This is a genomic window from Microcella sp., from assembly GCF_051860105.1.
In the GTDB taxonomy this organism is placed as follows: Bacteria; Actinomycetota; Actinomycetes; order Actinomycetales; family Microbacteriaceae; genus Microcella.
In genome coordinates this window covers 77,340-97,305 of record NZ_JBHYEO010000003.1, presented here as the reverse complement: position 1 = coordinate 97,305, position 19,966 = coordinate 77,340, and the positions used below count along the sequence as shown (strand labels likewise).

13 protein-coding genes and 2 pseudogenes are annotated in these 19,966 nt (G+C 68.8%); 4 read left to right on the top strand and 11 right to left on the bottom strand.

Annotation, left to right across the window (positions count from 1 at the left end; genetic code table 11):
• Positions 1-52 precede the first annotated feature (52 nt).
• Complete coding sequence (locus tag ACTIE9_RS02575) at positions 53-1,681, top strand: MFS transporter (RefSeq protein ID WP_439564008.1); 1,629 nt, start codon at positions 53-55, stop codon at positions 1,679-1,681.
• Between the two features lie 68 nt (positions 1,682-1,749).
• Here ACTIE9_RS02575 and ACTIE9_RS02570 read toward each other — a convergent pair whose 3' ends face one another.
• Complete coding sequence (locus ACTIE9_RS02570) at positions 1,750-3,216, bottom strand: leucyl aminopeptidase (protein ID WP_439564007.1); 1,467 nt, start codon at positions 3,214-3,216, stop codon at positions 1,750-1,752.
• 152 nt (positions 3,217-3,368) lie between these two features.
• Between ACTIE9_RS02570 and ACTIE9_RS02565 the strand changes: the two genes are divergently transcribed.
• Together ACTIE9_RS02565 and cls are read left to right on the top strand one after the other, a co-directional pair.
• The gene (locus ACTIE9_RS02565) at positions 3,369-4,478 is read left to right on the top strand and encodes an AI-2E family transporter (RefSeq protein ID WP_439564006.1); all 1,110 of its coding nucleotides are present in this window, start codon (positions 3,369-3,371) and stop codon (positions 4,476-4,478) included.
• 6 nt (positions 4,479-4,484) lie between these two features.
• Positions 4,485-5,945: a cardiolipin synthase gene (gene cls, locus ACTIE9_RS02560; protein ID WP_439564005.1), complete on the top strand. Its 1,461-nt coding sequence runs from the start codon at positions 4,485-4,487 to the stop codon at positions 5,943-5,945.
• Positions 5,946-5,954: 9 nt separating this feature from the next.
• On the opposite strand, the gene ACTIE9_RS02555 is transcribed toward cls, so the two are convergent.
• Complete coding sequence (locus ACTIE9_RS02555; RefSeq protein ID WP_439564004.1) at positions 5,955-6,344, bottom strand: SHOCT domain-containing protein; 390 nt, start codon at positions 6,342-6,344, stop codon at positions 5,955-5,957.
• A 93-nt stretch (positions 6,345-6,437) separates the two neighbouring features.
• On the opposite strand from ACTIE9_RS02555, the gene ACTIE9_RS02550 reads away from it, so the two are divergent.
• Positions 6,438-8,252, top strand: coding sequence for an SLC13 family permease (locus ACTIE9_RS02550; protein WP_439564003.1), 1,815 nt, complete (start codon positions 6,438-6,440; stop codon positions 8,250-8,252).
• A 19-nt stretch (positions 8,253-8,271) separates the two neighbouring features.
• On the opposite strand, the gene ACTIE9_RS02545 is transcribed toward ACTIE9_RS02550, so the two are convergent.
• The 9 genes and pseudogenes from ACTIE9_RS02545 to ACTIE9_RS02505 form a co-directional block, all read right to left on the bottom strand.
• Positions 8,272-9,891, bottom strand: coding sequence for a helicase HerA-like domain-containing protein (locus ACTIE9_RS02545; protein WP_439564102.1), 1,620 nt, complete (start codon positions 9,889-9,891; stop codon positions 8,272-8,274).
• 9 nt (positions 9,892-9,900) lie between these two features.
• Positions 9,901-11,178 (bottom strand): saccharopine dehydrogenase family protein, encoded by a 1,278-nt coding sequence (locus ACTIE9_RS02540; protein WP_439564100.1) that lies wholly within the window; start codon positions 11,176-11,178, stop codon positions 9,901-9,903.
• Between the two features lie 78 nt (positions 11,179-11,256).
• On the bottom strand, positions 11,257-12,486 hold the full coding sequence (locus ACTIE9_RS02535; protein ID WP_439564002.1) for a multidrug effflux MFS transporter: 1,230 nt from the start codon (positions 12,484-12,486) through the stop codon (positions 11,257-11,259).
• A gap of 51 nt (positions 12,487-12,537) precedes the next feature.
• Positions 12,538-13,533 (bottom strand): annotated as a pseudogene (locus tag ACTIE9_RS02530) (ABC transporter permease subunit); the annotation flags it as partial.
• Positions 13,534-13,602: 69 nt separating this feature from the next.
• Positions 13,603-15,133: pseudogene (gene mmsA, locus ACTIE9_RS02525) on the bottom strand (multiple monosaccharide ABC transporter ATP-binding protein).
• Between the two features lie 62 nt (positions 15,134-15,195).
• Positions 15,196-15,816 (bottom strand): substrate-binding domain-containing protein, encoded by a 621-nt coding sequence (locus ACTIE9_RS02520; protein WP_439564001.1) that lies wholly within the window; start codon positions 15,814-15,816, stop codon positions 15,196-15,198.
• A 136-nt stretch (positions 15,817-15,952) separates the two neighbouring features.
• Positions 15,953-17,473 (bottom strand): L-arabinose isomerase, encoded by a 1,521-nt coding sequence (gene araA / locus ACTIE9_RS02515; RefSeq protein ID WP_439564000.1) that lies wholly within the window; start codon positions 17,471-17,473, stop codon positions 15,953-15,955.
• Positions 17,470-19,098: a xylulokinase gene (locus ACTIE9_RS02510; protein ID WP_439563999.1), complete on the bottom strand. Its 1,629-nt coding sequence runs from the start codon at positions 19,096-19,098 to the stop codon at positions 17,470-17,472. The genes araA and ACTIE9_RS02510 overlap by 4 nt, the downstream gene beginning before the upstream one ends.
• The gene (locus ACTIE9_RS02505; protein WP_439563998.1) at positions 19,095-19,802 is read right to left on the bottom strand and encodes an L-ribulose-5-phosphate 4-epimerase; all 708 of its coding nucleotides are present in this window, start codon (positions 19,800-19,802) and stop codon (positions 19,095-19,097) included. The genes ACTIE9_RS02510 and ACTIE9_RS02505 overlap by 4 nt, the downstream gene beginning before the upstream one ends.
• Positions 19,803-19,966 lie beyond the last annotated feature (164 nt).

Genomic DNA, 19,966 nt, shown 5'->3' with positions numbered 1-19,966 from the left:
TTGCGCTGAGAGCGCTTGCATCCGCGAGCCGTGACCACCGGAGGCCACCCCCATGTCCGCAGGATCCGCCGTCGAGACGCGCAGCTCATGGATGCCGCTGTTCGTCGTCATGCTGGCGCAGGTGCAGTTGGCGTTCAACGCCTGGAACGTCTCGATCACCGGCATCACCGAAGACCTCGGCATCTCGCCCACCACCGTCGGTCTCGCCAACACCGCGAGCACCTTCGCGGTCTCCGCCTTCCTGCTGCTCGGGGCGAAGATCACGGCGAAGATCGGCCCGCTGCTCGCCTTCCGCATCGGCGTCATCATCCCGGCGCTCGCCGCGATCCTCATCGCGACGGCGCAAGACGGCTCGGTGCTGTTCATCGCCCAGTCGATCACGGGCGCATCGAACGCGATCACGCTGCCGGCGCTGACGATCATCATCGCGGCGAGCTTCCAGGGCAAGCAGCAGGCCTCGGCGATCGGATACTTTGCCGCGAGCATCCCGCTCGCCCAGGTCGTCTCGCTCCTGATCGCGGGTCAGTTCGCCTCGACGATTGGCTGGCGCTGGTCGTTCGTGCTCGTCGCCTCGATCGGTCTGCTCAACTTCGCCGCGAGCTTCCTGCTCAAGCCGGTGCCGCCGCAGAAGAACCTCATCGTCGACTGGACGGGCGGCGCGCTCGCGGCGATCGCGATCATCCTCATCAGCTTCGGCATGAGCGTCATGAACGACTGGGGTCTGCTGACGGCGACCTCTAACGCGCCGATCTCGCTCGGTGACTTCTCGGTCGTGCCGCTGTTCTTCGTCGCGGCGGTCATCTTCGCGCAGCTCTTCCTGGCCCGCACCCGCAAGCGCATGGAAGAGCGTCGGGTGCCGCTCGTCAACCTCGACATCGTCGGCGAGCGCAGCGAGCGCGCGACCGTCACCGTCATGGGGCTCATGCTCTTCGTCGGCACGGCGGTCTCATTCCTCATGCCGCTCTACATGCAGGTCGTGCAGGGCTTCGTGGGCATCGAGGTCTCACTCGCGGTGATTCCGTACACGATCTCGATCTTCATCGCCAACACCCTCGTCGCGCGGCTCTACGGTCGGTTCGCGCCGCGCACGATCGCGAGCGTGAGCATGACCGTCGTGACCCTCGCACTAGTGTGGCTGTCGTTCACGATCGCGAACGACTGGGGGCAACTGTCGGTCGTCATCGGCCTCGTCGTGCTCGGCCTCGCGCAGGGCTGCGTGGTCGCGCTCGTCTTCAACGCGCTGCTGACCTCGGCGCCGAAGGAGAACGCGGGCGACGTCGGGGCGATCCGCGGCCTGACCCACAACCTCTCGGGCAGCGCGGGCATCGCGGTGGCCTCGGCCTTTGCCGTGGGGCTGCTCACCTCGAGCGCCTACTCCGCCGCGAACGAGTCGGAGGCCTTCACGCCCGAGATCATCGAGCAGATCAACTTCGACAACGTGAACTTCTTCACCAACGCGCAGCTCGAGCAGGTGCTGACGGCCAACACCGACGCCACCGACGAGCAGATCGCTGTCGCGGTCGAGGAGTTCACACAGGCGCGCCTCGACGCCCTGCGCACGACGATGCTCGTGCTCGGCGGGCTCGCGGCGCTCGCGATCGTTCCCGCGCGCCGCATGCCCGGCTTCCAGAAGGAGGACCTCTACGTGGGGTATCCCGAGTCGGACGAGAAGAAGGACTAGCGAGCGCACGACACGAACGGGCCCCGGCGGATGCTCTCCGCCGGGGCCCGTTCGTGCGCGGTGCGCCGCTAGGCGGTGAAGCGCTGCTCGATCGCCGTGAGCAGCGTGCGTACCGAGACGCCCGTGGCGCCTTCGGCGAGGTAGCCGTAGGCCGGCCCCTCGTTCACGGCCGCGCCAGCGATGTCGAGGTGCGCCCACGGGATCTGCGTGCCGTCGGCACGCTTCCCGACGAACTCCTTCAAGAAGATGCCGGCGACGAGCATGCCGCCGTCGCGGTTACCCACCTTGAGGTTGGCCATGTCGGCGAAGCGCGATTCGAGCTGCACGCGCAGCTCTTCCGGCAGGGGCATGTGCCAGTGCGGCTCGCCGGTCTGCTCGCCGGCGGCGACGATCTCGCGCACGAGCTCGGTGTCGCCCATGACGCCGACCGTGCGGCGGCCGAGCGAGACGATGGCCGCGCCCGTGAGGGTCGCGACGTCGATGATCGCGTCGGGGTTCTCCTCGCTCGCGAGCACGAGGCCGTCGGCCATGACGAGCCGGCCCTCCGCGTCGGTGTTCATGACCTCGACGGTCGTGCCGCCGCGGATGGTGAGGATGTCGTTGACGCGGATCGCCGTCGACGAGACGAGGTTCTCCGACATGCAGAGGAAGGCCGTCAGCCGCACGGGCAGGCCGAGCCGGGCCGCGGTCAGCACGAGACCGAGCGAGACGGCTGCGCCGCCCATGTCGTTCTGCATGCCGTTCATCGCCTCGGCGGGCTTGAGCGAGTACCCGCCGGTGTCATAGGTGATGCCCTTGCCGACGAGGGCGACATGCTTCTCGGCGCCCGCCGGGGCGTACGAGACCTTGACGAGCCGCGGCGGGCGCGACGAGCCCTGGCCGATGCCGATGATGCCTCCGCAGCCCTCGGCGGCGAGCTTCTTCTCGTCCCACACCTCGACCGTGACGGGGGCGCCCTTCGCGGCCGCGATGGCGGCGTCGGCGAACGACTGGGGGCAGAGGTCGCCTCCGGAGCGGTTGGTCAGGTCGCGCACGAGCGCGATGTGCTCGCTGACGATGCGGATGCGCTCGATCGCCTCAGCTGAGATCGCTCCGGTCGTGCAGACGGTCACTGCCGAGACCGGGGCCTTGACCTTCGCCGCGGTCGTGGCGCGGTAGTCGGTGAAGGCGTAGGCCGCGAGCGCGGCGCCCTCGATCATCGCGTGCACGTGGGCCTCGTCGTCGAGGCCGAACGCGAGGGCGACGGAGCCGGCACCGGCGAGCTGCCGCACCGCAGAGCCCGCGGCACGTCGAGCCGTGTCGGCCGACAGCGTCGCACCGAGACCGACGACGGCGACGGTCGCGCGCGAGCCCTCGAGGGCCGGCAGGCGCAGTAGCTCGTCGGCCTTGCCGGTGAGCCCGATGGCCGCGAACGGTGCCAGCAGACCGGCGAGCGAGGGGTGGGCGACGAGCTCGGGGCCGTCGGTGCCGATGCGGGCGGCGACGACGACGACGTCGACGTCGAGGGAGGCGGGGGCTGCGGGTGAGGTGGTCACCGTCAGGCTGCTCATGCGGGGTCCGTTTCTCGTGCGTTTGGGGGCGATTCCCGGATGACGAATCGTCGCGCCCAGGCTATTCCCTTTGGTGTGCGGGCGATATGGTGTCGGTGATTATGTCGGCCGATCGGCAGCAGTCGGAGAGGAACACCATGTCGCCCGAGGCCGCCGCGCCCTCCCCTGACTCCGACCCGGATGCCGTGCGCACCGCGCGCATCGGCTGGCTGCGCTCGGGACCGTTCGCGATCGGGTTCATCGGCACGATCGGCGTGCTGCTCGCGCTGCTGCTCGGTGCCGCGGTCTCGCAGCTCGCCTACACGATCACCCTCATCTTCCTCGCGACGTTCATCAGCCTCGGGCTCTACCCCGTCGTGACGCGCCTCCAGCGGCGCGGCCTCTCGAAGGGGGCCTCGATCGGCGTCGTGCTCGCAGCGTTCCTCGCCGTCGTCGCGGTGCTGCTCGTGCTCATCATCCCGATCGTCATCGAGCAGGCGACCGAGCTCGCGCGCACGCTGCCCGAGAACCTCTCCGACATCGAGAACCAGGGCTGGTTCCTCGATCTCGACGGCCAGTTCAACGGGTACCCCGTCATCCTGCTCGAGTGGGTGCGGGTGAGCTCGGCCGACCCGAACCTATGGCTCACCCTCGGCGGCGGCGCCCTGCGCATCGGTGCCGACATCATCAACGGCACCTTCGGCGCGCTGCTCGTCGTCGTCATCACGATCTACTTCGTCGCCTCGCTCGACACGATGAAGCAGGCGCTCTACGACCTCGTTCCGGGGTCGAAGCGTGCGGCGTTCTCCGAGATCGCGGAGGAGATCTTCGACTCGATCGGCAAGTACCTCAGCGGCCAGGTCGTGATCGCGGCCATGAACGCGACCTTCTCCTTCATCCTGCTCACGATCATGGGGGTGCGCTACGCGGGAATCCTCGCGTTCATCGCCCTCTTCATCACGCTCATCCCCGTCATCGGCCCGCTCATCAGCACGACGATCATGGTCGTCGTCTCGCTTTTCACCTCGCCCACCGCCGCGATCGTCGTCGCCATCGTCATGGTCATCTACATGCAGGTCGAGGCCTACCTCTTCACGCCGCGCATCATCGGCAAGGCCATCAGCATCCCGGCCTCGCTCGTGCTCATCGGCGCCGTCATCGGCGGCACCCTGCTCGGCCTGCTCGGTGCGCTCGTCGCCTCGCCGGTCGTCGCGAGCATCCTGCTGGTGCTGAAGAAGGTCGTCGTGCCCCGGCAGCGACTCAAGTAGCACGGCATGCCCAGCGACTCCGGGGCGCTCGTGCCCGCTCTTCTCGTCATCGCCCACGTCGTGCTCGGCTCGATCGCGGTCATCCTTATCTCCGCCCGGCGCCGGCCGTCGACCGCGATCGCCTGGATGCTGACGATCATCTTCATCCCCTACGTCGGCGCGATCGCGTTCTTCCTCGTCGGGTTCAGCCGCCTGCCGAAGCGCCGCCGCGAGAAGCAGCGCGAGGTCAGCGAGCTCATCCTCGCCCGCACCGAGGGCCTCGACCGGGTGAGCCACCGCGACGAGTGGCCCGAGTGGCTCGGCTCGTCGGTGCGCCTCAACGAGACACTCGGAGCCCTGCCCATGGTGGGCGGCACGCGCGCGCAGCTGACCGACGACTACGAGGGCTCGATCGCGTCGATCGTCGCCGACATCGATACGGCGCAGTCGTACGTGCACGTCGAGTTCTTCATCCTCGCGCTCGATGCGACGACCGAGCCGTTCTTCGCCGCGCTCGAGCGGGCGACCGCGCGCGGGGTCACGGTGCGCGTGCTGAGCGACCACCTCATGAGCATCCTGTCGTCGGCGCGGAAACCCACACTCGCCCGCTTGGCCGCCATGGGCGCTGAATGGCACGGGATGCTCCCCCTCCGCCCGCTGCGGGGCCAGTGGCAGCGCCCCGACCTGCGCAACCACCGCAAGCTCGTCGTCGTCGACGGCCGCGTGGGCCACACGGGGTCGCAGAACATGATCGCGTCGAACTACGGCAAGAAGAAGGCGATCCGACGCGGCCTGCACTGGCATGAGGTGATGGTGCGGCTCGAGGGGCCCGTCGTGCGCGAGCTCGACGCCGTGTTCGTGACCGACTGGTACAGCGAGACCGACGAGCTGCTGCCGCTCGACACGAGCCCCGTCGTGCTCGGCGACGACCCCGCGCTGCTCGACGCGCAGGTGCTGCCGAGCGGCCCGAGCTTCGAGAACGACAACAACCTGAAGCTCTACACGACGCTGATCCACAAGGCCGAGAGGCAGGTGAGCATCACGAGCCCCTACTTCGTGCCCGACGAGGCGATCCAGCTCGCGATCATCACAGCGGCCTCGCGCGGCCTGCTCGTCGAGCTCTACGTGAGCGAGATCGGCGACCAGTTCTTCGTCTATCACGCGCAGCGGTCGTACTACGAAGACCTGCTGCGCGCGGGCGTGCGCATCTACCTCTACCGGGCGCCGACCGTGCTGCACTCGAAGCACTTCACGATCGACGACGACGTCGCGATCGTGGGGTCGAGCAACATGGACATCCGCTCGTTCAGCCTCAACATGGAGGTCTCGGTCATGGTGCACGGTGCCGAGTTCGTGCAGCGCATGCGCGCGATCGAGGCCTCGTACCGCGAGCAGAGCACCGAGGTGCGTCTCGACGAGTGGGTGCGACGACCGTGGGGCGAGAAGGTGCGCGACAGCCTCGCTCGCCTCACGTCGTCACTGCAGTAGCGCGACCAGCTAGGAGAGCGCCTTCGTCTTGATCGCGTCGAACTCCGCCTGCGTGATGGTGCCATCGGCGAGCAGGGCCTTGGCTTTCGCGATCTCATCGGCGGGGCTCGTGCCTGCCGCCTGGCGGATGTACTCCGTCGCGGCATCCCGAGACTTCTGCGCCGAGGCCTGGCTGCGCTTCGCCATGCCGCCGCCGCGCGCGATCAGATACACGAAGAGCGTGAGGAACGGCACGAACCAGATGAACAGCAACCAGACGGCCTTCCAGCCGCCGCCGAGCGTCTCGTCGCGGAACAGGTCGACGACGACGCTGAAGAGCGTAATGAAGTAGGCGATGAAGGCGAAGGAGATGAAGAAGAGCAAGACGAGGTCCCAGATGTTGCTGAACAGGCCGTCCATGGTGGTGGTCCTTTCGACGAGGCAAAGGGCGGCCGGGCGTGCTCCGCTCGATTCACTCTACGAAGAAACCTCCCGCTCGGTTAGTGTCAACACGTGAGCGATATCACCATCACGATGCTGATCCTCGCCGTCGTGGTGCTCGCGTTCGTGACGAACCGCATCCCCGTCGGCCTCATCGCCGTGGGCGCCTCGCTCGCGCTCTACGCCTTCGGCATCCTCGACCTGGGTCAGACCTTCGCGGGCTTCGGCGATCCGGCCGTCGTGCTCATCGCGGCGCTGTTCGTCGTCGCCGAAGGCCTCGACGGCTCGGGGCTGACCGCGTGGACGGGCCAGCAGCTCGTCAAGCGCGGTGGCAGCAGCAGCCGCACGATGACGGTCATCATCATGGCCGTCGTCGCCGTGCTCGCCGCGCTCATCAGCGTCAACGGGGCTGTCGCCGCGCTGCTGCCCGTCGTCGTCGTCATCGCGACGAAGATGACGATGCCGGCCGGTCGCCTGCTGCTGCCCCTCGCCTTCGGGGCGCACGCCGGCTCGCTGCTCACCCTCACGGGCTCGCCCGTGAACGTCATCATGTCCGAGCTCGCCGAGGAGGAGACGGGCCGCGGCTTCGGCTTCTTCGAGTTCAGCCTCGTCGGTCTGCCGATCGTGGTCGGCACCGTGCTCATCGCCATCCTGCTGGGCAACCGGCTCATCCCGGCCCGCACACCGTCGACCCTCGCGACCGACCTGGGCGACCATGCCCGCACGCTGCTCGCCCAGTTCGGGGGCGCCCAGCCGTTCGGCCGCGTGCGGGTGCTCTCCGGGTCGCCGCTCATCGGCCGCACGGCCGAGCAGATCGTCTTCGAGAGCGAGTCGCCGGTCTCCCTCATCGCGATCCAGTCGCCCGGCGTGCCCGGCTCGCGCGACGACGCGACGCCCATCCGCGAGGGCGACGTGCTGATCCTGCAGGGCACGCCCACGAGCATCCGGTCGGTCAGCGACGACGTGAAGCTCGAGGGTATCGGCACGAGCACGGTGTCGAGCACCTGGGCGGCGATGGATGCGGACTACGGAGTCGCCGAGATCGTCATCCCACCGCGGTCGCGGGCGATCGGCGACGCGGTCTTCCCCGGCATGGTCACCGAGAGCGGCGACCTCATCATCGTCGCGATCCAACGGGGCGGCGAAGACATCGGCGACCAGACCGGCATCAGCCTCGAAGCGGGCGACATCCTGCTCGTGCAGGGCCGGTGGGATGCCCTCGACGCGAACCTGCGCGACTCCTCCGTCATGGTGGTGGATGCCCCCGACCAGATCCGCCGCCAGGCGGCGCCCCTCGGGCGCCGCGCCTACCTCGCCCTCGGTGTGCTCGTGCTCATGGTCATCGCCCTGGCGACGGGCATCGTGCCGCCCGCCGTGGCCGGACTCGTCGCCGCCTCGATCATGGTGCTCACGCGCGTCGTGTCGATCGAGAAGGCGCACCGCTCGATCCAGTGGACGACCATCCTGCTCGTCGGCGGCATGATCCCGGTCTCGACGGCGATCACCCAGACCGGGGCGGCCGATCTGCTCGCGACAGGCATCGTGGACGTCGTCGGATCGTTCGGCCCAGCAGTCGTGCTGGCGGCGCTCGGTCTCGTGACCCTCATCTTCGGCCAGCTCATCAGCAACACGGCGACGGCGCTCATCATCGCGCCGATCGCCATCTCGGTCGCCTATGAGATGGGGGTTTCTCCCCTGCCGTTCCTCATGGCGGTCGCGGTCACGGCCGCCGCCGCCGTGCTGACCCCCGTGGCCACGCCGGCGAACCTCATGGTGATGGCGCCGGCGGGGCTGCAGTTCGGCGACTACTGGAAGTTCGGGCTGCCGGTCGGGCTCGTGTTCTTCGCCGTGGCCGTGCTGCTGGTGCCGGTGCTCTTCCCGTTCTGATCCCTCTCGCGGCCGCGGCTCAGCGTCGGCCCAGCGTGCCAAAGATGCCGCGCACGACCTCGCGGATGATCGTCTGGCCGGTGCGCGACCCGAGGACGTCACCGAGCACATCGCCCACGCCGGGTGCGGGTGCCGTCGTACGCCGAGTGGGTGTGCGCGTCCGTGTGCGCTCGCCCTTCTGCAGGTCGCGCAGAGCCTTCTCGTACTGCTCGCGCGCCGCATCCGTGCTCGCCACCGCGTCGCGCGCCGCCTCGGGCTCGGCCGCCGCGGTCATGCGCCCGGTGAGCAGCTCGTAGGCCGATTCGCGATCGACGGCCTGCCCGTAGCGGGGCTGCAGCGGCGAGGCCGCGATCGCCGCGGCGACGGTGTCGGCAGGCGCGGGATCCATCGACCCCTGGGGCGCACGCAGCCGCGTCCAGGCGACCGGCGAGGGCGCACCCCGCTCGTTCATGACGGTGACGATCGCCTCGCCGATGCCGAGCGTCGTGAGCACCTCCTCGAGCTCGTACCCGCTGTTCGGGTAGGTCGAGACGGCAGCCCTGAGCGCCTTGGCGTCGTCGGGAGTGAAGGCGCGCAGCTGGTGCTGCACGCGCGAACCGAGCTGCGCGAGCACGTCGCCCGGCACGTCTTTGGGCGACTGCGTCACGAAGAAGATGCCGACGCCCTTCGAGCGGATGAGCCGCACCGTCTGCGTGATGGCGGCGAGGAAGTCTTTGCTCGCGTCGCGGAACAGCAGGTGCGCCTCGTCGAAGAAGAACACGAGCTTCGGCTTCTCGAGATCGCCGACCTCGGGCAGGTCGTTGAACAGGTCGGCGAGCAACCACATGAGGAAGGTCGAGAACAGCGCGGGCTTGTCGGCGACCCCCGGAACCTCGAGCAGGCTCACGATGCCGCGACCGTCATCGGTCACGCGCAGGAAGTCGGCGGTATCGAACTCGGGTTCGCCGAAGAACACGTCGGCACCCGCGCCGGCGAAGGTGATGAGCTCGCGCAGGATCACGCCCGCAGTCGCTTTGCTGAGGCCGCCGAGCTCGGCGAGCTCGGCTTTGCCCTCATCGCTCGTCAAGAATTGGATGACGGCCCGCAGATCATCGAGCCCCACGAGCGGCAGGCCGTTCTGGTCGGCGTAGAGGAACACGAGGTGCAGGCTCGACTCTTGCGTGGCATTGAGCCCGAGCACCTTGCTGAGCAGCAGCGGGCCGAAGCTCGAGACCGTGGCCCGCACGGGAATCCCCGGGCCGACACCGCCCAGGCTGAAGAACTCGGTGGGGTGCGCCGCGCCGGCCCACTGCTGACCGATCGCCGCCGTGCGCTCGAGCAGCGCGTCGTTGCTCTCGCCCGCGACGGCGATGCCGCTGAGGTCGCCCTTGATGTCGGGCGCGAAGACGGGCACACCCGCGGCGCTCAACTGCTCGGCGAGCACCTGCAGGGTCTTGGTCTTGCCCGTGCCCGTCGCGCCGGCGACGAGCCCGTGCCGGTTCGTCATGGCGATGGGGATGCGCACGCGAACGTCGGGCAGCGCCTCGCCGTTGACGAGAGCACCGAGCTCGAGCACAGCGCCCTCGACCTCGTAGCCGGCCCGGATAGTCGCGACCTCGTCGGGGCTCAGTGGTCTCGGCGAGGGCGCGGCATCCGTCATGGCGTCAGCCTAGGCGACGGGCGTGCGCTCCTGGAGGCCCCAGGCCTGGCCGTAGCCGCCTTCGCTCTCGGGGCGCGCCATGAGGTCGAGGAAGGGCTGCGCGTCGAAGGCCTCAGGGCCGAGCACGCCCGCACCGCTCCAGGCACCCGAGGCGAGCAGCTCGAGCGCGATGACGGGGTTGAGCGCGGTCTGCCACACGACGCACTGGCTCTCGTACTCGGCCATCGTCCACTCGTTGTCGGCCACGTGATAGAGGTAGACGTCGCGGGGCGCGCCGTCGCGACCCGTGCCGGTCACCCAGAGCCCGGCGCAGGTCTTGCCGGTCATCCGGGGGCCCAGCGTGGCGGGATCGGGCAGACCGGCGGCGACGACATCGCGCGGGCTCACCATGACGGGGCCGTCGGCCGAGCGCACCCGCAGCGGCTCCGTCTTGTCGAGGCCGAGCTGGTGCAGCGTCTTGAGGATGCCGATGAACTCGTCACCCAGCCCGTACTTGAACGTGACGCGCTTGGCGTCGACCCAGCGCGGCATGAGCAGCACTTCTTCGTGCTCGACGTTGACGCACTCGACGGGGCCGATGCCCTCGGGGAAGTCGAAGATCTCGGGCTCGCTGAACGGCGGCGTCGTGAACCAGCCCTTCTCCTTCTCCCAGATGACGGGAGGGTTGAGGCACTCCTCGATCGTGGTCCAGATCGAGAACGACGGGGCGAAGATCTCGTTGCCCTCGTCGTCGCGCACGACGAGGTTGGCGCCGTCGCGCGTGCCGAGCTCGTCGATCGCGCTGAAGAGGTGGTCGGCAGCGTAGCGCGCGAAGACGTCGCTCAGCCCGGGCTCGACGCCCATCCCGACGAGGGCGAGCCGTCCGGCCGCCTCCCAGTCGCCCGCGACGGCGAACTGCTCGTCGCCCAGCTTGACGCCCGTGAGGGCGTAGGGCTGGTCGGGGTGCGGGTGCGAGAGGCTCATGGCCATGTCGAGGTAGTCGGCTCCGGCCGCGAGCGCCCCCGCGAAGATCGTGGGCACGAACTTGGGCTCGACGGCGTTCATGACGTGGGTCGCCCCGTGCTCGCGCGCGACCGCGGTGACGCTCTCGGCCTGCGAGGCGTCGATCTGCGCGGCGACGAAGCGCTCGCCCTGCGGGCCGTGCTTCGCCTCGATCCACGCGATCGTGCGCTCAGCACGGCTCTTGTCGTAGTCGCTCACGATGATCGTGTCGAAGAACGAGCGGCGTGCGGCGATCTTGGCGATGGCGTCTCCGACGCCTCCGGCGCCGACCAGGAGGATCCTCATATCCCCATGTTATACACATGGACAACAATCGCGCCAGAGTCGATCGCCCCGGGATGCCCTCCTCCCGCTCGCGCGAGGTCAGCGCGCGAGCGGCGGAACCGTGCGGGGCCGCACGATGAGCCACAGGCTCGCGATCGACACGACCGAGGTCGCGGCCATCACCGCACCCATGGGCACGGCGTTCGCGATGCCGAACAGGCCCACGATCGGCGAGAGCAGCCCGGCGAGCCCGAAGTTCATCGCCCCGAGCAGCGAGGCGGCGGTGCCGGCCTCCTTGCCGTGGTTCGCGAGCGCGAGCGCCTGCACCATGGGGAACCCGAAGCCGCACGCGGTGATGAAGAACCACAGCGGCACGACCGTGCCCCAGAAGCCCGCACCGGCGAGGTCCAGCACGATGATCGCCACCGAGCTGCCGAGCAGCACGAGGGTCGAGACGCTGAGGATCCACTGCGGCGGGATGCGCTTCGCGAGCCGCGAGCTGATCTGCACGCCCGCGACCACGCCGATCGAGTTCATCGCGAACAGCAGTCCGTACCCCTGCGGGTCGAGGCCGTAGACCTCCTGGAAGAGGAACGGCGAGGCCGACAGGTAGCCGAAGAGGCCCGAGAACGACATACCGCCGATGATGGCGACGCCGATGAAGATGCGGTCGGCGAACAGCACGCGGTACCGGTCGCGGATGGTCGCGTGGCCCTTGTCGACGCGCCGCGCGGGCGGCAGGGTCTCGACGATGAGCAGGCTCGCGGCGATGACAATGATCACCCCGTAGGCGGCGAGCACGACGAAGAGCCCGCGCCAGGGCATGATCAGCAGCAGTTGCGAGCCGATCACGGGGGCGAGGATCGGCGCGAGCCCGTTGACGAGCGAGAGGCGCGAGAGCATACGCACGAGCGGGTAGCCGCCGAAGAGGTCGCGCACCGTCGCCATGGCGACGACTCCGCCCGCCGCCGCGCCGAAACCCTGCAGCACGCGGAACGCCATGAGCCAGGTGATGTCGGGGGCGAGCGCGACGCCGAGGCTCGCGAGCACGTGCAGGCTCGTGGCGAGGATGAGCGGCAGGCGCCGGCCGACCGCGTCGCTCCAGGGGCCGACGAGCAGCTGGCCGAACGCGAAGCCGATCGTGGTGGCCGTGAGGGTGAGCTGGATGGCCGCGGTCGGGACCCCGAGGTCGGCCTCGACCTGCGGGAAGGCCGGGAGGTAGAGATCGATCGTGAACGGCCCGAGAGCGGTCAGGGCGCCGAGCACGATCACGTAGACGGCGCGCTGACGGCGGGTGAGCGAGTCTCCGGGATGCACGACCGTCGACACGCAGCAGCCTCCCGAGGCTCGAACAGGGGTGAGGGGGCCGAACGGCCCGGATCAGTCTAGGACGACGGCGGGCGAGGGTCGAATCGATTCGAGCTCGAGATCGCATCCGGGGAACGCGACCGCGAGCAGCAGCACGAGGCCCTTGACCGCCTGCTGCCACTCGATGCCGATGCCCATGATCGACATGCCGTTGTTGAGCACACCGATGATGAGACCGCCGATGATGGCGCCCGAGATGGTACCGATGCCGCCTTGCACCGCCGCGCCGCCGATGAAGGCCGCGGAGATGGCCTCGAGCTCGAGGCCGTCACCCGCCTTCGGGCCGGCGAGGTTGAGCCGCGCGGTGAACACGAGGCCGGCGAGAGCGGCGAGGATTCCCATGTTGACGAACAGCCAAGAGTCGACCGAGCGCGTCTTGCCGCCCGACAGCTCGGCCGCGTGGCGGTTACCGCCGATCGCGTAGATGTGGCGGCCGAACACCGTGCGGTTGGCGACCACGCCGTACACCATGACCAGCACCGCGAGCACGATGAGCGTCACCGGGATGCCCTTGAACGACGCGAGCGCGTAGGTGAACGCACCGACCCCGATCGCGACGAAGGCCATCTTCGCGATGAACCACACCGTCGGGTCGACGGCCTGGCCGTACTTCTTGCGACCATTGCGCGTGCGCACCTGCTGCACGACGAGCGCGACGATCGCGACAGCGCCCACGGCGAGGGTGAAGAAGTCGATCGCCGCATCGGGCCCCGCGAACGAGATGAAGCCGTTGCCGAGCGCACGGTACTCCTCGGGAAACGATCCGATGTTCGAGTTGCCGAGCGTGATGAGCGCGAGCGCGCGGAAGATGAGCATGCCCGCCAGGGTCACGATGAACGCGGGTATGCCCACATAGGCGATCCAGAAGCCCTGCCAGGCTCCCACCACCGCCCCGATGACGAGGGCGCCGATGATGGCGAGCCACCACGGGAAGCCCAGCTGCTGGATGAAAACGCCCGAGATCGCACCGATGAACGCGGCGATCGAGCCGACCGACAAGTCGATGTGGGCGAAGGTGGGCGGAAGCTGGAAGCCTGGCTTCTTCTTGGTCGAGGTCGTTGACTGCGGTGTCAGACATTAGCGCTGCTTCTCCAAGGTCATGAGCGTGAGGAGGGCTTCGGGGGTGGCGTCGGTCACGGGCATCTGGCCCGTGATCCGGCCCTCGGAGAGGGCGTAGATGCGATCGCAGATTCCCAGCAGTTCGGGCAGCTCGGAGGAGATAGCGATGATCGCCTTCCCCTCGATCGCGAGGCGGTTGATGATCGTGGAGATGTCGTACTTCACTCCGACGTCGATGCCGCGCGTCGGCTCATCGAGGATCAGCACGTCAGGGTCGCTGTAGATCCACTTCGAGAGCACGACCTTCTGCTGGTTGCCGCCCGAGAGCTGGCCGGTGCGCTGCAGCACCGTCGGGCTCTTGATGTTCATGCTCTGGCGGTACTCGTTCGCGACCTTGTACCCCTCGTTGTCGTTCACGAGTCCCATGCGCACGAGCTTGCGCAGCGACGCCATCGAGATGTTGCGCTTGATGTCCTCGATGAGGTTGAGGCCGTACATCTTGCGGTCTTCGGTGGCGTACGCGATGCCGTTGCGGATCGCCTTATCGACCGAGCGCGTCTTGATCTCGACGCCCCGCTTGTAGACCTTGCCGCTGATGCGGCTGCCGTAGCTCTGGCCGAACAGGCTCATGGCGAACTCGGTGCGCCCGGCTCCCATGAGGCCCGCGACGCCGACGATCTCGCCCGCGTGCACCGAGAGGTCGACATTGTCGACCATGACGCGAGACGGGTCTTGCGGGTGGTGTGCGGTCCAGTTCTCGACCCGCAGCACCTCCTCACCGATGTGCGGGGTGTGGTCGGGGTACCGGTGCTCGAGATCGCGGCCGACCATGCCCTTGATGATCCGGTCTTCCGACACGTCCTTGTGCTGGATGGTCTCGATCGTCTTGCCGTCGCGGATGACCGTGACCGAGTCGGCGATCTTCTTGATCTCGTTGAGCTTGTGGCTGATGATGATCGACCCGATGCCCTGCCCTGTGAGGTGCAGGATCAGGTCGAGCAGGTGGTCGCTATCGCTGTCGTTGAGCGCGGCGGGCGGCTCGTCGAGGATGAGCAGCTTCACCTCTTCGGAGAGCGCCTTGGCGGTCTCGACGAGCTGCTGCTTGCCGACGCCGATGTCGATGATGCGCGTGACCGGGTCTTCATCGAGGCCGACGCGCGCGAGCAGCTTCTTGGCCTCCTGGTTGGTCTTGTTCCAGTCGATCAGGCCCAGCGGACCCTTCACCTCGTTGTTGAGGAAGATGTTCTCGGCGATCGAGAGGTTAGGGGCTCAGCGCGAGCTCCTGGTGGATGATCACGATGCCCTTGGCCTCTCTGTCGCGGATGTCGCGGAACTCGACCGTCTCGTTCTCGAAGACGATGTCGCCCTCCTAGGTGCCGTGCGGGTAGACCCCCGAGAGCGCCTTCATGAGCGTTGACTTGCCGGCGCCGTTCTCACCGCTGATGGCGTACACCTCGCCGCGCGCCACCTCGAAGGTGACGTCGGAGAGCGCCTTGACACCGGGGGAGGCCTTCGTGATCGACCGCATCTCGAGGATGTTCTGGGTCACGTGCTGCCTCTTCCTTACGTCGTTGGGGGAAAGAGCCGGCGGTGCGGGAACACCTGTTCTCGTTAGAGGCCGAGCTCCTCAGCGGTCCAGTAGCCGGTGTCGACCAGGGCCGAGATGATTCCACGGCTCAGACCGTCGTAGGGCGACAGGACGGCGGTGACCTTCGAGCCGTCCGAGTAGTTCGCCGTGAGGAGGTCCTCCATGCAACTCTGGGCGACTTCGCCGTCCCTGCGCAGCGTGGCGGCCTGCTCGATCTCGGTCAGCACCGTCCACGCGTGCTGCTGGACCACGAGGGAGTTGTCGAACGTCGCGTGATGGTTGACGTTCTCCGAGTCGCGGATCAGTCGGTCGCAGGCGAAGACGGGGATGTCGCTGTCGGCAGCGGTCTGCAGCACCTCGGTGAGGGTGGTGCCGTCGATCGCGGCGATGATCAGGGCCTCAGCGCCCTTGGTGATCATGTTCTCGACCTGCGAGACCTGGGTGGGAATGTCGTCCTCGGCGAACTGCAGGTCGACCGCGTAGCCGGCCGCCTCGAGCTCGGCCACGAGTGCGTCGCCGTCCGCGATCCAGCGCTCCGACGAGCGTGTGGGCATGGCGACGCCGATGAGGCCTCCGGCTTCGCCGCCGTCAGCAGCCGGGGTCGAGCAGGCCGCGAGACCGAAGGTCATCGCGTCGATGGCCACCGCCGAGAGAAGAAGACTCTTCTTCCCTGTGTGTGTCCTTTCATAGGGGATGTGGTGGTGCTGTGGCTCTCGCCTCGACTGCGAGTCGAGAACCGTTCCCGGGGCGGGTCCCGGGACGTCTAGGGGGTCGACGCGGTCACAGCGATTGCGCCAACCGGTAGTAGGCGGCGTTCGCGCGCACGTCGCGCGCGAACCCCTCGAGCGTGGTGCTCTCGTCGATGACGAGTAGCTCGACGGCGGCCATGGTCGCGAAGTCCCGGAAGACGTCGACACCCACTTGCGTGGTCATGACCGTGTGATGGGCGGCCCCCGCCGTCAGCCAGGCTGCGGCGGAAGTAGCGAAGTCGGGCGCGGGCTTCCACACCGCGTGGCCGACGGGCAGGTGGGGCATCGGCGCGGGCAGGGCGACGTTCTCGACGACGTTCGCCACAAGACGGAACCGGTCGCGCAGGTCGCTGAGCGCCACGACGACCGCCGGGCCGGCGTCGGCGGTGAACACCAACCGAACGGGGTCGTCCTTGCCGCCGATGCCGAGCGGATGCACCTCGAGTCGTGGCGTGGCCGTCGTCAGCGAGGGGCTCACTTCGAGCATGTGGGCGCCGAGGATGAGCTCGTTGCCGGGCTCGAGGTGGTACGTGTAATCCTCCATGAGCGATGCGCCACCGGGCAGCCCCGCTCCCATGACGGCGGCCGCGCGCACGAGCACTGCGGTCTTCCAGTCGCCTTCGGCGCCGAATCCGTATCCGTCGGCCATGAGGCGCTGCACGGCGAGGCCGGGCAGCTGCTTCAGGTCTGCGAGATCCTCGAAGGAAGTGGTGAAGGCGGAGAACCCGCCCCCTTCGAGGAACCCGCGCAACCCGAGCTCGATCGCGGCGCCGTAGCGCAGCGAGTCGTGCCGCCCGGCACCGGGGTGCAGCTCGGCGGCGACGTCGTAGAGGTCGAGGTACTCGGCCAGGAGCGTGTCGATCTCGGCGTCGCCGACCGCGTGCACGGCGGCGGCGAGCTCGGTGACACCCCAGGTGTTGACCTGCACGCCGAAGCGCAGTTCGGCCTCGGTCTTGTCGCCCTCAGTGACGGCGACGTAGCGCATGTTGTCGCCGAAGCGCGCGAGCTTCAGGTCGTGCGTGGCGTGCCAGCCGGCGGCCGCTCGGGCCCAGACGGCGACGCGGTCGGTCACGGCGGGGTTCGAGACGTGACCCACGACGGTCGTACGGGCCACGCCGAGTCGGGAGACGATGTAGCCGAACTCGCGGTCGCCGTGCGCGGCCTGGTTGAGGTTCATGAAGTCGAAGTCGATCGAGGCGAACGGCAGCTCGACGTTGGCCTGCGTGTGCAGGTGCAGCAGGGGCTTCTGCAGCGCGTCGAGGCCGGCGATCCACATCTTCGCCGGGCTGAAGGTGTGCATCCACGCGATCACGCCGATCACGTTCTCGGCGGCGTTCGCCTCCTGCATGACCCGCTTGATGGAGGCGCTGTCAACGAGCGTCGGCTTCCACACGATCGTGACGGGGATGCTCGCCGCGGCCTGCAGGCCCGCGACGACCTGCTGCGACTGCTCGGCGACCTGGCGTAGCGTCTCGTCACCGTAGAGGTTCTGGCTGCCGGTGAGGAACCAGACCTCGTAGGTCGAGAGGTCGGGCACGATGCTGCGGGTCACGAGGAGGCTCCTTGGGGTGCGGTGGTGGCGAGGACATCGACGGCGCGGCGCTGGATTTCGAGGCCCGACGCGTAGGCGCCGAGGTACGAGGCGAAGCCGGCGACGTCGGCGGGGTGGGGCGTGACGACGTTCAGGTCGGCGCCCCCGAAGACGTCGCGCTCGAGGAACGCGGCGAGATCGCCCCCGCCCGAGGCGGTGAAGGATGCGAGCACGGCGATGCCCCACGCGCCGCCTTCGGCGGCGCTCTCGGCGACGCCCACCGGGGCATCGAGAGCCGCGGCGAGGAAGCGCTGCGCGACGCCTGCGGTGCGGAAGAGGCCGCCGTGGGCCTGCATGCGGTCGATCGTGACACCCGGCTCCTCGCGCAGGGCGCGCATGCCGAGGCTCAGCGTCGCGAAGACGCCGTAGACGTGCGCGCGCATCGTGTTGGCGAGCGTCAGATCGCTCTCCGGCGTGCGCACGACGAGCGGACGCCCCTCGGTGAGGTGCGCGATGGGCTCGCCGGCGATCTGGTTGTAGGCGAGCACGCCGCCCGCATCGGCCGCGCCGTCGAGGGCTTCGGCGAGCAGCAGGCGGTAGGCCTCGTCGGCGTCGACCGGGGCGCCGGCCAGCTCGGCGAAGCGGCGGAAGACGCCGACCCACGCTGCGAGCTCGCTCGTGCCGTTGTTGCAATGCACCATCGCAACGGGATGCCCGGCCGGGGTCGCTACGATGTCGAGCTCGGGGTGCATGCGCTCGAGGGGACGATCGAGCACGACCATCGCGAAGATGCTCGTGCCGGCACTCACGTTGCCCGTGCCGGGGGCCACCGCGTTCGTCGCGACCATACCGGTTCCGGCGTCGCCCTCGGGCGGGCAGAACACGGCACCGGGCTGCAGGGCGCCGGTCGGGTCGAGCAGCGCTGCACCCTCGGCGGTGAGCGTGCCAGCGGTGGCCCCGGCGGGGAAAATCGAGGGCAGCATCCCGCGTACCGGCCCCGCGAGGGCCGAGTCGGCAGTGGCCGCGTCGTACTGGGCGAGCATCGTGGCGTCGTAGTCCGCCCCGGAGGCGTCGATCGGGGCTGCACCAATGGGGAACATCCCCGAGGCGTCGCCGATGCCGAGCACGCGCTCCCCCGTCAGCCGCCAGTGCACGTAGCCCGCGAGCGTCGTCGTGAAGCGCACGCGCGCGACGTGCGGCTCGCCGCTCAGCACCGCCTGGTGCAGGTGGGCGATCGACCAGCGCAACGGGATGGTGACACCGAACAGTTCGGTGAGCTCGATGGCGGCCTGACCCGTGCTCGTGTTGCGCCACGTGCGGAAGGGCACGAGCAGCTCGTCGTTCTCGTCGAAGGTGAGGTAGCCGTGCATCATCGCCGAGACGCCGATGGCCGCGAGGGTCGTGAGGTCGACGCCGTGCCGTGACCGCACATCGGCGACGACCGCGGAGTAGGCCTGCTGCAGGCCCTCGTGCACGGCGTCGAGCGCGTACGTCCAGACGCCGTCGACGAGCTGGTTCTGCCACTCGTGCGACCCGGTCGCGAGCACCTCGGCAGGGTCATCCCCGACAAGGCAGGCCTTGATGCGGGTGGAGCCGAGCTCGATACCGAGCACGGCGCGCCCCTCGGTGATGACGGCGGCGCTCATCGCGACTCTCCGGTCGACTGGCCGTAGACGTTCTGGTAGCGCTCGAAGAGGGCGTCGATGGCCTCGGGGGCGATCGGCACGAGCGCGCCGCCCTGGCGCGCGATGTGCACCGTGCGCGCGACGTCCTCGAGCATGACGGCGGCCTTGACCGCGTCACGGGCGTCGCGCCCGATCGTGAACGGGCCGTGGTTGCGCATGAGCACGGCGCGCGAGCGGTGACCCTGCAGGGTCTCGACGATGCCGCGCCCGATCGAGTCGTCGCCGATGATCGCGAAGGGGCCGACGGGGATCTCGCCGCCGAACTCGTCAGCCATCGCCGTGATCACGCAGGGGATCGCCTCGGCGCGGGCGGCCCACGCGGTCGCGTAGGTCGAGTGCGTATGCACGACGCCGCCGACCTCGGGCATGGTGCGGTACACGTAGGCGTGCGCGGCCGTGTCGCTCGAGGGGCTGCGGTCGCTGCCGGGCGTGTCGGGCACGACCTCGCCGTCGAGCGTGCAGAGGATCATGCTCGAGGGGTCGAGGTCGTCGTAGCCGACGCCGCTGGGCTTGATGACGAAGAGGTCGGCGCCCGGCACGCGGCCGGAGACGTTGCCGCCCGTCCAGACCACGAGGCCGTAGCGCACGAGCTCGGCGTGCAGAGCGGCGACCTCGTCGCGCACGCGCGCGATGGCGACCTGCACCTCGGGGCTCAGCGTGCTCACGGGACTCCATCGTCGCGGCGGCGACGGTGGACCCGGCGCCGGGGTGGTTCAAGGGGTGAGAGGCGAACGTTTGTGACCGTTCACATCGCGTGCTCGCAATCTAACGGCGAAACGGTCACATCTGTCAACCGGGCGAGCAGGCGAAACGGTCACAAGTCGATAAC